The organism is Sphingobacterium bovistauri, from assembly GCF_020295405.1.
GTDB lineage: Bacteria > Bacteroidota > Bacteroidia > Sphingobacteriales > Sphingobacteriaceae > Sphingobacterium > Sphingobacterium bovistauri.
In genome coordinates this window covers 104,839-121,210 of sequence record NZ_JADEYP010000006.1, presented here as the reverse complement: position 1 = coordinate 121,210, position 16,372 = coordinate 104,839, and the positions used below count along the sequence as shown (strand labels likewise).

The 16,372-nt window shown below is 36.0% G+C and carries 9 protein-coding genes; all 9 read left to right on the top strand.

What is annotated here, in order from left to right:
* Positions 1–5: 5 nt before the first annotated feature.
* The 9 genes from IPZ78_RS05185 (at position 6) to IPZ78_RS05140 (ending at position 16,367) form a co-directional block, all read left to right on the top strand.
* Positions 6–1,370 (top strand): DEAD/DEAH box helicase, encoded by a 1,365-nt coding sequence (locus IPZ78_RS05185; RefSeq protein ID WP_225551930.1) that lies wholly within the window; start codon positions 6–8, stop codon positions 1,368–1,370.
* Between the two features lie 2 nt (positions 1,371–1,372).
* Positions 1,373–1,612 carry a hypothetical protein gene (locus IPZ78_RS05180; protein WP_225551929.1) on the top strand — a complete coding sequence of 80 codons (240 nt, stop codon included), beginning with the start codon at positions 1,373–1,375 and terminating at the stop codon, positions 1,610–1,612.
* Entirely contained in the window at positions 1,613–1,963 is a 351-nt protein-coding gene (gene gldC / locus IPZ78_RS05175; protein WP_225551928.1) for a gliding motility protein GldC, read from the top strand.
* Positions 1,964–1,983: 20 nt separating this feature from the next.
* On the top strand, positions 1,984–2,391 hold the full coding sequence (locus IPZ78_RS05170; protein WP_225551927.1) for an EVE domain-containing protein: 408 nt from the start codon (positions 1,984–1,986) through the stop codon (positions 2,389–2,391).
* A 156-nt stretch (positions 2,392–2,547) separates the two neighbouring features.
* Positions 2,548–3,288 (top strand): LytR/AlgR family response regulator transcription factor, encoded by a 741-nt coding sequence (locus IPZ78_RS17300; protein ID WP_317197568.1) that lies wholly within the window; start codon positions 2,548–2,550, stop codon positions 3,286–3,288.
* Between the two features lie 13 nt (positions 3,289–3,301).
* On the top strand, positions 3,302–6,472 hold the full coding sequence (locus IPZ78_RS05155; protein WP_225551926.1) for a sensor histidine kinase: 3,171 nt from the start codon (positions 3,302–3,304) through the stop codon (positions 6,470–6,472).
* Between the two features lie 264 nt (positions 6,473–6,736).
* Positions 6,737–8,272 carry a hypothetical protein gene (locus IPZ78_RS05150; RefSeq protein WP_225551925.1) on the top strand — a complete coding sequence of 512 codons (1,536 nt, stop codon included), beginning with the start codon at positions 6,737–6,739 and terminating at the stop codon, positions 8,270–8,272.
* Between the two features lie 29 nt (positions 8,273–8,301).
* A complete protein-coding gene (locus IPZ78_RS05145; RefSeq protein ID WP_225551924.1) occupies positions 8,302–10,011 on the top strand; it encodes a hypothetical protein in 1,710 nt (569 codons plus the stop codon).
* Positions 10,008–16,367 (top strand): hypothetical protein, encoded by a 6,360-nt coding sequence (locus IPZ78_RS05140; protein WP_225551923.1) that lies wholly within the window; start codon positions 10,008–10,010, stop codon positions 16,365–16,367. The genes IPZ78_RS05145 and IPZ78_RS05140 overlap by 4 nt, the downstream gene beginning before the upstream one ends.
* Positions 16,368–16,372 lie beyond the last annotated feature (5 nt).

Sequence of the window (16,372 nt, the reverse complement as noted above, 5' to 3'; positions counted from 1 at the left end):
GTAAAATGCAAGCATCATTCGAAGATTTCAAATTCAACAAACAAATACAAACTGCAATAGCCGAAGCTGGGTATGAAGTGCCTACTGAAATTCAACAAAAGGCTATCACCCCAATTTTAGCTGGTCAGGATGTGATGGGAATCGCTCAGACAGGAACAGGTAAAACAGCAGCTTTTGTATTACCCATATTAATGAGTTTGAAATACGCGCAAGGAAATGATCCTCGTGCTTTGATTATTACTCCAACACGAGAACTTGCTATGCAAATTAATGAGAACATCAAAGAGTTCTCTACATATTTGGATTTGCGTACTGTACTACTTTTTGGTGGATTAGGTCCAAAAACCCAAAAGGAGCAGTTAGAAAAAGGTTGTGATATCATCGTAGCCACGCCTGGGCGTTTCTTAGAGTTGTACTTGGAAGGATATATCAAGACCAAATCATTGAAGTTTTTGGTAATGGATGAAGCCGACAAGATGATGGATATGGGATTTATTTCCAAGATTCATCGTATTCTGGAAGTGGTACCGCGCAAACGTCAAAATTTACTTTTCTCTGCAACGATGAGTGAATTGGTTCGTAAGATTGCGGGTGATTTTTTGGCTTTCCCAACTGTTATTGAGGTTTCGGAACAGGCGACGCCAGCGAGTACAGTAACTCAAGTGCTTTATCATGTACCGAATCTGAAAACAAAAATTAATTTATTGCAACATTTGTTCAAAAATGATGAAGTGTTTCACCGTGTTATTATTTTTTGTAAGACAAAGGAAGTTGCCGATAATGTATTCGCTTTTGTAGAAAGAAAGTATGGTGAAGATAATGTGCGTGTTATTCATGCGAATAAGGGTCAAAATACACGAATCAATTCGATTAATGCATTTAAATCTGGCGAAATTAGATTTTTAGTTGCGACGGATGTAGCAGCTCGAGGATTGGATGTTTCTAATGTAAGTCATGTGATTAATTTTGACGTTCCTATTATTATAGAGGATTATGTACACCGTATTGGTCGTACAGGACGTGCCTTTAGTAAAGGGGATGCTATTACTTTTGCAAATGAGAGTGAGCTTTATTATGTTACCAAGATTGAAAAATTAATCAGGCAAAGTATTCCTGCTGCTGAATTGCCGGCAGATGTTTTTGTTGAAAAAACACCTTATGAAGAACGTCAAGCAATTGCTCGTGAGATTGATAACCAAAAGAAAAAGGATAATCCGGATTATCAAGGTGCGTTTCATGAGAAAAAGCATGCTGCTAAAATAGAAGAAACTAGACGTATCAATGCGAAGAAGAAGGCTGGTAAAATGAAGAAAACACCAGTTAACAAAGCTGGCGTAAAGAAAAAAGGAAAGAAATTTAAAAACACATAATAGTGAAACTTACACCATTAAATATCACTTTAGCGGTTATCTTGGTTTGGGTCATTTCAGAGTGGCAAACAGATCAAGATCTAGTTTTTTCATTGGGATGGTTGGTTTTGTGGTTGGTGGTGATTGGTTTGGTGGATTTAGCTTTTCGAATAATTTTTAAGGATTTAAAAAAAATATGGTTTCTACAAATCGCCTTTATACTGATTGTAGGAATGTTGATGATTATATTGAAATTACAGTAAATGAAAACAGCGGAAATAAAATTAAACATAGCATTGGATGAAAACAATGTTCCAGATACAATAAATTGGTCATCTACAGACGGTCAGAATGAAGAAAGTTTACCAGCAAAGGCTATGTTTTTAGCATTGTGGGATGCACAATATAAAAATTCCATGCGTATAGATTTGTGGACAAAAGATATGCCTTATGATGAGATGAAGCGTTTCTTTTATGAAACTTTACAAACGATGGGAGATTCATTTTTGAGAGCTTCAGGAGGAGATCCTATGGCTGAGAAAGTAATTGGTGACTTGCGTGATTACTGTGCACATTTCGCAGAGAAAATGGAAGTTTTAGAACAACAAGGGTAATCATCTAAATCTAATTACAAATGAATTATTTTTTGGTTAAATCTGAGCCATTTAAATACAGTTGGGAGCAGTTTAATGCTGATGGACAGACTTTTTGGGATGGCGTACGCAATTATCAAGCAAGAAATAATATGAAAGCGATGAAAGAGGGTGACCTCGTGCTTTTCTATCATAGCAATGAAGGTAAAGAAGTAGTAGGAATCGCTAAAGTCGTAAAGGAATATTATCAAGATCCAACCACCGACGACACGAAATGGGTTGTCGTAGATTTAGCTCCTGTTGAAACATTCAAAAAGCCAGTTACCTTAGAAGTCATTAAAGCAGATGATTTTTTACAAAATGTAGCTTTAGTAAAACAAGGACGCTTATCAGTCATGCCACTCAAACCTGAAGAATTCGATAGAATTGTAGAATTGGGAAATTCATAACAAAAACGCCTCTATATATATATTGAGGCGTTTTTGTTTACTATTTAGTTTCTATGATTCACACACGTAAATAAGCTCTTCGCTAATTGTTTTTGAATATTTATTATTTTAATATTAGATTTATATTTGAATCAATGAGCTAAAAATTAACCAATTATGATAAGAGCTGTCATACTAGATGATGAGACCAAAGGGAGCTCTTTACTTGAACACAAAATCAATGCGCTTGAAGATGATATACAGGTCGTCAAGATATTCAACAGTCCACAGTTTGCTTTGGATGAAATCAAGGACATTAATCCAGATGTACTCTTTCTGGATGTGGAAATGCCAAAAATAAATGGGTTTCAATTTTTGGAACAGCTTGGTAATTTTGATTTTGAAGTTATTTTCGTGACAGCATATAACGAATATGCGTTAGAAGCATTGCGTGCTAATGCTTTAGACTATTTACTGAAGCCAGTCAGTCCTGATGAATTATACGTAGCTGTGCAGAAATTAAAGAAAAGAATTGGTTTACAGCATAGTGCTATGCAGAATCTAGACAAATCGTCTGCTACTGCTGTTGCATCGCGATTGGCCTTGCCAACGGCTGAAGGTATTTATTTCGTCAAAAAAATGGATATTTTGAAGGTAGAGGCGATGAGTAATTATTCTGTTTTTCATATTGCAAATACGAAATCAAAAATTATTGTTTCACGTACACTTAAAGAGTACGAAACAACACTGTCAGATGGAGATTTTATGCGCGTTAACAGAAGCTCAATCATCAATTTGAATTATGTAGTGCGGTATAAAAAGGGTGATGGTGGGACTATCGAATTACTTGATGGATCGGAGATTGAAGTGTCACCTGCTAAAAAGAGTGCTTTAATTGAAAAACTTTTCAATTATTAAACGATATTCTACTATGCAGATATTGCTTAGATCAATTATACTCCTCCTTGTTGTGATAGGATTTGAAAAATCTTATGGACAAGAAATGTTGTACAATTTTCGGCATTATAGCAAAAAAGAAGGCCTTTTGGCTCAGAAAATTCGCGATGTAGTAGAGGACTCACGTGGAATATTATGGATGGCTACAGACAAAGGCTTAGTCAATTTTGATGGAATACGTTTTCATAATATCCCTTTTCATCGCACATATAGTCATTTGACAAACGATTTAAGCTCCATTAGTTTAGATCCAAAGAGTTCGAAAATATGGATGACATCCTATAATCAAGGATTAATCTGCTACGATACGCATCTTCCAATTTCTTCCAGCGTTCGAACTTTCAACCCTACTATCGGTCATAATAAAATTGTGAAAAATGAACTTTACACCGTCTTCGTGGCAAGTTCAGGGATTGTATATTTCGGAGGTCAGGAAACTGGATTACAGTATTATGATCCGAAAACAGATGATGTAAGCTATATAAAGTTATCAAATTCTAAGGATTTGGAAACAATATTTAGTATAAGAGAAGATGGTAATGGTATTATTTGGATAGGTACACGATATGGTGGAATTTATATTTATAATCCGAAGAGCAATGATATTGATAATATTAACTTGAATAATAAGGGAGAGAATGGAGGAAGACACTTTACTTTTGTTGGTGATTCGGTGTATTTGAACTATTATGATTATAATCTTTCTAATCTTGGAATATATGATAAGAAAATAGAGCATACAAACCTTCTTGGTATAGGTAAGAATAAAGATTATTATGACAATGAGTTAACGGATATATGTTATTTACCACAACAAGAAAAGCTTTTATTGGCGCATATAGTGCATGGACTTTATCTATACGATATTCGTACTAAAACGAATAAACACATCAGTTGGAAGGAAATATATCCCGAAATAGACATTGAGACTAGAATAAATAGTCTTACTTCTACGTCTAATGGTATATACATAGCAACAAACCAAGGTCTTTTTTTATATTCTGATGAGCTCAATATTGTAGACGATTTAATTCCTCTTAATTTTTCAATCAAAGAACTTTTTAAAGTCGGCAATGATACATGGTTTATAAGCGCGACATCCGTTGGAAAGTTATCCGCAGATTATAAAAATATTCTCCTACAAATTCCAACTAACGAACTGAAAGTAAGCCAAGTCAATGTCGTGAATAACCAGATTTATTTATCGACATATGGTAATGGTGTTCATCTTGTTCATACATCAACTAAGTCTATACAACCGTTGCCAATAAATGGAAAAGATTTTAATTTTCGTGAAGCAGACTGCAATACTGTACTGGGAGATGTAATAAATAGCCAAGATTATCTGTGGATTGGTTCTTGGAATTCAGGACTTTATAAATATAATTTAATTTCAAGAGAAATCACGCTTTTTAACAAGCAAACTGGATTAATTGACAATAAAATTATTACTGTTGGAAAGGATCGGAATAATTCTATTTGGTTAGGAATGGATGGCTTCGGAGCTGTGCGAGTAGTGGATAAGGTAAAAGGAAAGTTTTTTAGTTATTTTCATCATCCTGCTGATAGTTTGAGTTTAAATGCAAATTCCGTATTTTCTTTTTTATTGGATAGGTATAATGAACTATGGTATGGAAGCAGTACAAGTGGCATTGGTAAGATCCACTTTGCAAGTAAACCAGAATTTATACATTACAATGATCCACATCCTTTCAAGAAACTCTATACTCGAAAAATGGCTATGGATCATTTGGATCGAATTTGGATGCAGACTTCGGATGGCGTGATGATCTTTGATAAGATATCAAAGCGATTTTTACATTTGGAACAAGGTGATGGGGTATATCCTTCAGTACTGAATAGCCCAACTGACTTCTATTTGAATAATAATGATATTATTTGGATAACTAATAAGGGGCTTATTAAGGGGGAAATTAGTAAAGTGAAAGTGTTTGAACCAGATGATTATACTTCTATTATTAGCCAATTTAGAATACTCAATGAGGACCATAGTTACAAATTGCAGTCTTCTACTATAACTTTGCAACCTTCTGAAAATTCCTTTGCATTTTACCTTGCATGTCCTCAATTGGTTAAGAATTCCAATATAAGATTTTCTTATCAATTGGATGGTATTCACAAGGAGTGGATTGAGACAGATGAATCGCATCAAGCTATATTCACGAATGTAGATCCAGGAAGATATACTTTTAGTGTGCGTGTGGGAGATATGGAAGGAAATTGGTCTAAAAATATTACGAAATACAATATTGTAGTCAAAAGTGTATGGTATGAGTCTACACTTTTTAGAGTTTTGTTTGCTTTGATACTTGCAACACTTGCTTTTGGTTTTTTGTTCTACCGTATTAATCAGCAGAAGGCTGTTAATAAATTGCATTCGGATTTTAATGAAAAGCTCAAAAAGGAATTGATTGAGAATGAGAAAAAGATCATCGAACAACAGGAAAATTTGGAAGTACAGCGACAAGAGAAGATAGAATCTGATTTTCGAAAGAAGCTGTATGAAAGTGAATTGAAAGCCGTTCGTGCACAGATGAACCCTCATTTCATTTTTAATGTATTAAACTCTATAGAAGCTTATGTCGTTGAAAATAATAAGTTGAAGGCTAGTAAGCTCATCCATAAATTTGCGTCATTGAGTAGAATTGTTTTGGAAAATTCTCAAAATTCAATGGTTAATATTGAATCTGAATTAGGATTGGTGAAATTGTATTTGGATTTGGAGCGCGAAAGATTTGACCATATGTTTGATTTTGAGATTCATGTTGAAAATGATATTAACCCATATCGCGATAAAATCCCATCAATGCTCATACAGCCTATAGTGGAAAATGCCGTCCATCACGGTGTAAGGCATTTAACTGATAGGAAAGGGTTGGTTTATATAAATATTTCAAGAAGAGATGTTTACATAGTTATTCAAGTGTTAGACAACGGTGTAGGTTTTGATCTTCAAGAGAATTCGACGTTTAAAAGGCAATCATTTGGAATTAAAGGTGTAGAAAATAGATTGCAAATGATGAATAGAGATGGGGTGAATAGTAGGACAGGTATCCATATTGACAAAACACCAAATATACTTGATTACACAACTAGAGTCACTATGATATTCCCAATCTTTTAGAGAATTGAAGATTCTAAAACCCAAACTTAAATTCCTGATTTCAGTATATAAATTTTAACTCAGATTACTCTGCTCTAAGGAGGTATTATGTAATTAATCTTGTAAAGAGTTATTCTTCCCTAACTGAAAATAGGTATTCGCATTTTTTTAACACTGGATTAACTCAGTGTTAAAAAAAATATTCAAAAAAAAACTTCTTTTTATAATAAAATTATTACGATAACAAATTTAAGTTAATACATACTTGAATGTAAATAGTAGGTTATGAAAAGATTCAGATTATTATTGTTGTGCATGTATATCATAATTATTTATGCTTGTACTAAGGAAGGTGTAGTAGGACCTCAAGGGGAAGATGGGGTTGCTGGTAGTAAAATTTATAATGGAAATACGATGCCATCTACGTCGATAGGTGTAGCTGGAGATTATTACTTTGATACATCATCTAGTGATTTTTATGGTCCTAAAAGTATTGATGGGTGGGGCAATCCAATTAATCTAAAGGGGGCAATAGGAGCAACAGGATCAACTGGTTCGGTTGGTGCTACAGGGGCAGATGGTAAAGATGGAAGTAAAATAATTGCTACAACAGGAAGTCCTTCAATGTCAGTTGGGAATGTTGGTGATTTTTATATTGATTTAAGTACATCTAATTTATATGGGCCAAAGATTACTTCGTCTTGGGGTACACCTGTCAATTTAAAAGGAGCGAATGGCGCAAATGGAACTAAAATATTGAATGGTACAACGATTCCAGATAATGAGTTGGGAGCTGTCGGAGATTATTATTTCCAAACAAATACAGCCAATTTGTATGGGCCAAAGACAGGAGCAGGCTGGGGGACACCTATTCGTTTGATTGGAGCGACTGGTGAAAACGGCAGTAATGGAAACAATGGAACAAACGGTAAAACTATCCTAAATGGAACCACTGTGCCAGTAAGTACCATAGGTACAATCGACGATTTTTATTATAGAACTAATACGGGCGATTTCTATGGGCCTAAAACAGCTTTGGGTTGGGGTGTTGCTACAAACTTAAAAGGCACAAATGGTAAAGATGGTGCTCCGGGCTCACAAATTTTGAGTGGAACTGCGGCACCAGATACGAGCTTAGGACGAATAGGGGACTTTTATTTTAGAATAGCAACAAGCGACTTTTACGGTCCAAAAACAGCAACAAGTTGGGGAAGTCCTGTTAGATTAAAGGGGGCGACAGGATCTAACGGATCAAATGGTGCGCCTGGTTCAAAGATTCTAAACGGAAGTAGATCACCAGTTGATACCGTTGGAATAGCAGGCGACTATTATATAAATATTTCTACAGGAGATCTCCATGGTCCTAAAGGAACGAATAGTTGGGGGATGCCAATTATGAATTTGAGAAGCAGTGAATCTTCTACGAAAGTATACTATAGCCCCTGGTATTCTGGAGGATTATCGGGTAATTCTCCTATTAATTATATCAGAATTCCATCTTTAGCTCTGACCTCAGGAGTATTCAATACAGGTCAAGTATTAGTTTATGAAAAATATGATAATCATGGTACGCAAGAAATAAGATTATTGGGTGCGGAGATATATACAGGCGGACGAGATGCTCAAGTTTACTTTAAATTTAGTATAGGGTATATAGATATCCAAACTAAGTATGGCGCTACTTTAAATGGAAATGAATATCGATACATAATCATTCCAGGAAATACATTAGACCCAGATATTACTCATTTACAATCGTTTCAAAGGGGGGTAAAAATTGATTACAATATTGCTAAGACTCTTTTTAATATACTTGATTAGAAACTTTTCCAATCAAAATCTAAAATCTTATGAAGAAGTTTCTTCACATATATATATGTTGCATTATTCTACTGAATACTATAGCGCTATATAGTCAGGACTTTACGAATATTGCTTCTCAAAAGCCATTCACATTCCAAGGCAATATGGAACTACGAGGTATGTTTTATCAAGCGAATGGTATAGGGAATCGAATGGAACCATTTAATTATCTGTTAAGTGGTAGCCCTGTATTTTCAATTTACGGATGGAATATACCGACTAGCTTTATGATTAGTAAAAAGCAGTCCAGTTTTCAACAGCCATTCAATCAATACGGATTGAGTCCTACATACAAGTGGATAACATTGCATGGAGGTTACCGGAATGTGACATTCTCACCATATACATTAGCCGGACATACCATGTTGGGAGGAGGTGTGGAACTGAATCCTGGGAAGTTCCGGTTTGGAGCAATGCTAGGACGCTTAAATAGAGCAACTGTTATCGATACCGCATCCATGTCGCTCGTTCCTTATTCTTTTACTAGGAAGGGAGTAGCACTAAAATTGGGTTATGGAGTAGATGCCAATCATTTTGATATCAATGTCTTGCATGCTAAGGATGATTCCGTGTCAAAACCTCAGCAAATTGGCGAATATGCGCAACGGGTCACTCCCGCAGCTAATACAGTCTTGGGGTATGGCACTAAATTCACAATATTCAAACGTTTTTTTATTGAATCAGATGGGGCTGTATCGGTATATACACGAGATTTGAATTCTCCCCTAGCATTAGATTCTATTCCGGATAAGACATTAAGAAGACTTAGTAGTATGCTCGATATCAATGGTAGTACAGAATGGTTTTTAGCATTTAGTGGGGGTATTGGATACACAGGTAGTAATTATGGGGTGAAAGTGAATTATAAACGCATTGAGCCAGATTTCAAATCCATGGGTGCATATTTTTTTAATAATGATATAGAGAATCTAACCATATCTCCAAACTATAGTCATCCATCAGGGAAATTCATCTTCAACGGAAGTTTGGGAATAGAACAAGACAATATTCGCTTAACCAAACAAGCTACATCCAAACGGATAATTGGTTCAGCAAATTTATCCACCAACTTAACAGAGAGTTTTGGTGTGGATTTTATATTTAATAACTATTCCAATAATCAAAAACCCAATACGTTGAGATTTGCTGATTCGCTGAAAATTGTCCAAAACACTGCTACTCTAGGTATTATGCCTCGATATACTATTATTGCTGAGGATAAGATTCAAGTGATGTTCCTCTCTGCAAATTTCAATACTATGAATGATTACAATTCTTATTTTGAAACAAATGCCCCAAGTCGTGATATAAAATCTCAACAATATTTATTTAATTATAATATTTCCTTTCCTCAAAAAAGACTCTCTCTCAATAGTAGTGTTAATTATATGAACTTAAAGAGTGAATTAGTAAGTACCAGTTATAAAGGAATAAATGCAGGGGGAAGCTTTGCATTAGAAAATAAAAAGCTAATGATGGGTGCAAATATGAGTTTTATGTTGGGAGAAAATAATGGAGAAAGGATCAAAATTTTTAATGGATCAACCAATCTCTCATACCAGATTAACAGACTACAAACTATTCGTGCCCTGATATATTTCACAAATAATAATCCCGGTTCTGCTATAATTTCAGGGAATCCATCTTTCTCAGAGACGCGAGGTGAAATTGCTTACCAATTAAATTTCGGATTATGAAAAAGCTAAGTTTTCTAAATTGTATCATCACTATACTAGTTTTTTGGTCATCGCAAGTATTTGCACAGATTTCGATCAATACATTGGTGATGCCTCCGTACCAAAGCCGTATTGCAGAATATGCTTCCAATCCAAATTTGATGCTGATTTCTATCACGAATACCAGTACTACAGTGCAAGAAATCCAGTTGACTGCCATTATCACAGGTGACAATGGGATTTCCGCTTGGGTAAAAAAGGGATATAGAAGTCCTTCAGCTATTCGCGTAGGGGTAGGTGAGACGATAACTATGAATGGTAATGATATTGCATTTTTATTTGATATCAATAAAATTGAATATACAGGTATAAGTAGAGGAGATATGACAAGAGGATTAGGTTTGCTTGAAGGCAATTATTCTTTGTGCATTCGTGCGTTAAACTACCGAACTCTTGAGCCAGTTAGTCTTGAGCAGACAGGTTGCGCTACTTTCCGTATATCAGATTTAGAACCTCCGCGCATATTAGCACCATTTAATGCACAAAAAGTGGGTACAAAAGGAGCTCAACTTGTACCTATTGTATGGTCTACTCCAGCCGGCTCTTCCCCCCTGACACAATATAGGGTCAAAATAGTAGAAATGATAACACCACGTAATCCAAATGATGCTATCCAATCTACTCGACCATTAGTGGAAGAAACTATACAAGGAAATACGCTGGTCTATGGACCGCAATATCCATCCTTGATTCCAGGGCGTCAATATGCTATGGAAGTACAGGCAATTGACCCGACATTGAAATCCAAATTTAGAAACAATGGAAAAAGTGAAGTTTCTACATTTATCTATAATCAAGATAATACACCTTTAGATCCATTTCTCTTTCAAGAACCTAAAAAATTGCTTATGGCACAATTGCCAGCGCCTGTCTGCGGATGTAGAAATGAAACCGCAGATAAGATGACAAGCAATGTGTCGACGAATGATGTGGTAATGATAGGTGATGGTAGTTTCGAAATGCGAATCAATTCAATTTCGGGTAATAGTAGTAATGGATATAATGGAACGGGAACGGTAGCCTTGCCGGCTATCGGAGGAGTTCCTGGTTTGAAATTGCGTGTCAATTTTGCAAATCTAAAGGTTAACTCAACCAAACGAATGTTTGTTGGCATTGTGAGAGGGGCGGTGAAAAATAATGCGCCATCTTTTATGCCTAAAACAGATAAACCAGACCTATCTGGACTTTCATTGGAATCCAACGAAATAGAGAATATTGATGATTATTTGAAAAATAACAAAAATCAAGTCATTTCTCAAGTAAATCAAGCCGCTAATGCATTAGGTTTTGAATTGCCACTTGGTATAGTTCAAGGGCCAATAACTATAGGTATTAATGAAGTGTTTTTTAATGAAAGCCAAAGCTGGTTTAATGCAAGTACGGCCATGGATCTTCCAGATGCTGGGCCAAAACAAAAATTGGCGTTGTCAGGTAGGGATTTCTGTATGACAGCAAATTCATTTTGTAAAGAAGGGATAATGAGTCTAGCGGAAGACTTTCCGATTCCTATGTTGAGTTTGACATTGTTAGCCGCTCAGGGTGAATCGGAAGGTACACATATACGTTTTGATGAAAATGGATTCAAATCTTTAGGAATACAGGCTGATTACAAATTTCCAGCCAATACACTTGTTCTTGCATCGAATCAGGCTGAACCTTTGAAAGCGAGCCTGTCGGCCACTACTACAGAAGGGTGGTCTAATTGGGTTGCATCTGTAAAAGTTGAGCCTTTTATGATGAGTGGAATCGCGGATTTCAAATTTTCACTAGCACCCGAAAAATTCATTATATATGATCATTCGGTAAAGCGCAATGCTATACAAGGAACAGAAGGCTATACTATGCCGACATCTCTATCTTTTGGAGCAAACCAACAGTTAATATTTAATGAGCAGTGGAAAGGTTTCTTTATTCCTGAAATACACGTTGAGCTACCAAAAGCTATAAAAACGAAAGAGAATGTCTCTCCGAGTTTTATAGCCAAAAACTTTGTTTTCGATACACAAAGAGGAGAATTTAGTGGCACTGCTGGGGTGGCTAATATCCTTACATTAGATGAGGGCGTCTTGGATGGTTGGTATTTTTCTATCGATGAGATAAATATCAATATTTTCAAAAATTCTTTTACAAACGGGCAGATGTTAGGGAAACTGATGTTACCTATATCGGGAGAAAAATCTGCTGAAAATCAACGTAAAGAAATAGATTATAGCTGTACTTTAAGTAAAGCTCAGGGCAGCAATTTGGCTTTCCAATTTAATGTAACCGTTCAAAAAGATTTAGATTTTTCAGCATTCTGGGCTAAAGGCGCAATAAGGGAAGGTTCTAACATCCTTATAAAAGCTGGTGGAGGAGAAGATTTCTTGGCCGAAGCTACCCTGCATGGATCTATGAGTATTGTCGCTGATATTGGTGACTTGCCGGACATAAGCTTAGGGTATATTGGATTTAGCAATATGAAAATTTCTTCCCGAGGGCAGGTGTTTTCACCTGGACAATATAGTGCTGGAATAGGTAGCCCAGATCAAAATGCTACGTTATTGACGCAAGACCAACAAGATTATTTGCTCGCTTATCACAAAGGACCAAATCTATATGGTACTTCGTCGAATACTGAATGGCTAGCGTCAGAAAATAAACAAGAATCATTGATGGGATTCAATTTCACAATACGTAACTGGAAACCATACATTTCTAACGGTAATATTGGGCTGACTTTTGATACCCATATGGAGTTGGTCAATGGCGTAAGTTTTATTCCTAAAGCTGACCTGGTATTTAGCGTATTTGCTAGACCTCAAGATGGAATTCGTAAATTTTGGAAAGGTGTAGGAGGAAAGATCGAAGCCGTAAAATTAGAAGCTGAAGCCAATTTGGCAGGTATGAAAATTTCTGGAAGCATCGCTTATTTTGATATGAATGTATCAGGTAGTATCAAAGATCGTGGTTTTGCAGGTATGTTGACTGTAGAGCTTCCTGTCGCCAAGATGCAAATGAAAGGACTTTTCGGTGCTAGGAAAGAAAATAACAAACAATCATTCCAATTTTTCTATTTGGATGGAGTTTTTGATATTACAGCAGGTATTACCATGTTTCCAGGGACCAGTCTGTATGGTTTTGCTGGTGGAGCTTACTATAATATGCAACGAGAGGTTCAGAGTGAAGAACATAGCTTAGTCAAAAAGCAAGAAAATCAAGAGTCTTTGGCTCTGAATACTATGGAGAGTTTTTCGGGAGTGAAATATACACCTATTTCGGGCAATATTAATTCTTCTGTCGGTTTTATGGCTGCGGTATATTTTGGTCTGACTTCACGTAATGTATTGGAAGTAGAAGCAAAGCTTGAAATTGGATTTGCAAATGGCTCATTAAATATGATTGAATTTGCAGGTCGTGCTGCGGGATTAAATGATGGCTCATTTCCTTTTTCCAAAAAATACAATAGTGCTATGATACAAGGTAATATGCATGCATTAGTACAATTGGAAGATGGGAATTTTAAATATTTTGATGCTGGAATAGGTATTAAATTAGAATATCCTAAACCTGTTTCCTTAGTTTCGGCACAAGGTAATTTGGTATTTCATGTGGAGAAAGATAAAGGTTGGTATTTGAAGTTGGGGTCTCCAGAAAATATACCTTCTCCAGGTCCAATTTCATTGTCTGTTGGGATTCCTGGGATAAAATTAGATGCTAAATCTTATTTTCAAGTAGGCACCATGGAAATTGATGATATACCTCCAACACCTCAATGGATTCGAGATATCATCAATGGCGCCAAATCAAGTAGTGAGGAAGAGAGTAAGATGGTGAATACAATGGCTATTCAGACTACATCTGAAAAAAGGGGCGAAGTGAGTACTGAAGGTATGATTGCAGGTATGAGTGTTGGTTTTAGGGCGGACCCTCAATTCCTCTGTTTCTATGCGCATCTTAGAGCAGGTCTGGGAGCAGATCTGAGTCTCAAATATTACGCTAATGGAGCATGTGCCAATAATCCAGTAGCAGGTTGGTACGCAGAAGGACAAGCTTTCGTAGGTGCAGAAGCCTCATGTGGAATCAAAATCAATATCTTCGGCATTAAAAAGGATATAGTATTTGTGAGCGGTGGTTTGGCGGCAGAAGTGAAGGCAGGTTTACCAGCTCCATTTTATGCCAAAGGAAGAATTGGAGGAACATTCTCTGTGCTGAATGGATTAATTTCTAAAAACTTCAGAATAGGATTGGAAGTAGGTACAGTCTGCGAATCAGGAAATGGTAATCCAGAAGAATTGGCACTAATTGCCGATGTGTTTCCCAAAAATGGAGAGACTGTGGGTGTCTTAGATAAATCAGCTGTTAGTTTTAATTATTCATTAACAAATGACTTTGTGGTACCATTAGAGTATATAGATGAAGATGGCATGCCTTATACCGTATATCAATTGTTTAGGTTTAAAAAGGATTTAGTGAAAATATCAGTCGTTGGTACTGAAAACACATTGAATACTAGTGATTTTGTATTAGCAGGTAGGGCGTCAAATAATTTATTTGATAACCGAAGAGGTGGGAGAGATATTTATAGTATTGAAGAGAGACCTGATGCTCCGATGCTCAAACCTAATTCGGATTATACGTTAAATGTTACAGCTAATGTGTTAAGTTATAGATATACTTCATTCACTGATGCAATGAATACCTCGAAAGAAGCACTTGAAGCACTTAAAAATAATACAAGCTCTTTCGAGCTTGTAGCCACTAATGGAAAAGTTTATGAAGATAAGCGGGAAGTTAAATTTAAAACGGATAAAGGACCGAAACGTATTCTAGTGGATAATGTGGTGGAGAGTATGCCTTACCATAGATCAGATGCGTTACCTTATCGGGCACTACATAATATTGCAGGTAATAAAGGATATATTCTATTAAGAAGAGCTCAGCTTGGTTTACCAACTTATTTTGACTGTCCACTCCCTGATAATCAGGCGCAAACAAAAATTCGGTTTGTACTCTTAGAATCGGGTGGAGGTGTACAGACTTTTGAACAAGACGTTCGCGTGGTAGATAATGGAACACGATGGGAATTCGATATGCCGATATTAATGCCAAATACCTTGTATGCTGCTAAAATATACTTCAAAAATGTAGCAAATTCTGCTGGATCAACTGATGGAGGTAAAACGAAATTGAATGTAGTGAAAACATTAAATTTTTCAAATGGTCAAACAGCTTTAATATCCAATCGTGACTTAGTTACCAATTCACTACGCTTGAATGGAGGAGATCATGAGTTATTTGCTTGGTATTTTAAGACAGGAGCAATTGAGAGTTATCAAAGTAAGTATAATCAGCTTCGTTTGGAGAAAGCAACTATTCGTGGTGAACAAATAAAAAGAGGTGAAAAGCAAGTAAACTTAGCTAAGTTAAATTGGGATGTTAATGAATCGACCAAAACATTGAGTAATGAAATGGTGGTGAAATATTACTATTCTTCTAAAGAATTGTTCAATATTCTGGATGTGGGAAGATATGAGACATTTATCAGTGGAGCCAAATTTTCAAATGCCTTTGTCACTAATCGTAACGAATCTTTACCTACTATTTCTAATAATAGTTTTAAAGCAAATGAAGCAGTCAGTTGGGTTTCTTTATTGAACCGGGCTGGATTCGATGTACAATCGAATAATATTAGTTTAGCAGAAGAAGAAAGAATGTGGAAAGATTTCGAAAAAGATGCCTTTGGATTAGAGAAATCATTGAATATTGAATATGTGAATTGGGGTGGTATAGATAATGGTATGTATGGAATTGCTCCAATTCGGGTATATCCTAAAGCAACATTTCTAAAAACTAGTAGTCTATTATCTGCAAATATGTACGGTATAAACTTTGATGATAATCAATATTCAACAGCGTCTGCCGAAGGAACAAACAAGAGTTCGACTAATGCTACAACTAGTGATAATACTTCGGTTTCTAATTCTCAAAGAATTTTGAATCGACTGGTAGGAAATGCATCGACTAGTGCGCATATTGGTAACGTGTCTCAAGCGCTGTTTTCAAGTCCATCTCTGGAGATTGAATACGCTATGAGTGGAGGTCAGTCTTATGGTAAAGGTGTTATAGAAACAGGAAATAACCTGTTGCAAAAACTGATCAATTTTAAAAAGGATCAAGGTTATCCAGTTGATATTTTTATGCAGCTTAACTCAATAGGTAAGGCACTAGATCAAGTAAATTCAAAAATGCAATCTAGTAGTATAATGGCCCAACCTCCATCTGGTTTGGCTGGACCAAATGTAATAGCCCAACCAAAAGCTTTAGGAAAATTTAGATAGACCAA

Bases quoted from the DNA above. Each gene is read 5' to 3' on its own strand.
- IPZ78_RS05150 (WP_225551925.1), top strand. From the start codon at position 6,737: ATGAAAAGATTCAGATTATTATTGTTGTGCATGTATATCATAATTATT.
- gldC (WP_225551928.1), top strand. From the start codon at position 1,613: ATGAAAACAGCGGAAATAAAATTAAACATAGCATTGGATGAAAACAAT.
- IPZ78_RS05185 (WP_225551930.1), top strand. From the start codon at position 6: ATGCAAGCATCATTCGAAGATTTCAAATTCAACAAACAAATACAAACT.
- IPZ78_RS05145 (WP_225551924.1), top strand. From the start codon at position 8,302: ATGAAGAAGTTTCTTCACATATATATATGTTGCATTATTCTACTGAAT.
- IPZ78_RS05140 (WP_225551923.1), top strand. From the start codon at position 10,008: ATGAAAAAGCTAAGTTTTCTAAATTGTATCATCACTATACTAGTTTTT.
- IPZ78_RS05155 (WP_225551926.1), top strand. From the start codon at position 3,302: ATGCAGATATTGCTTAGATCAATTATACTCCTCCTTGTTGTGATAGGA.
- IPZ78_RS17300 (WP_317197568.1), top strand. From the start codon at position 2,548: ATGATAAGAGCTGTCATACTAGATGATGAGACCAAAGGGAGCTCTTTA.
- IPZ78_RS05170 (WP_225551927.1), top strand. From the start codon at position 1,984: ATGAATTATTTTTTGGTTAAATCTGAGCCATTTAAATACAGTTGGGAG.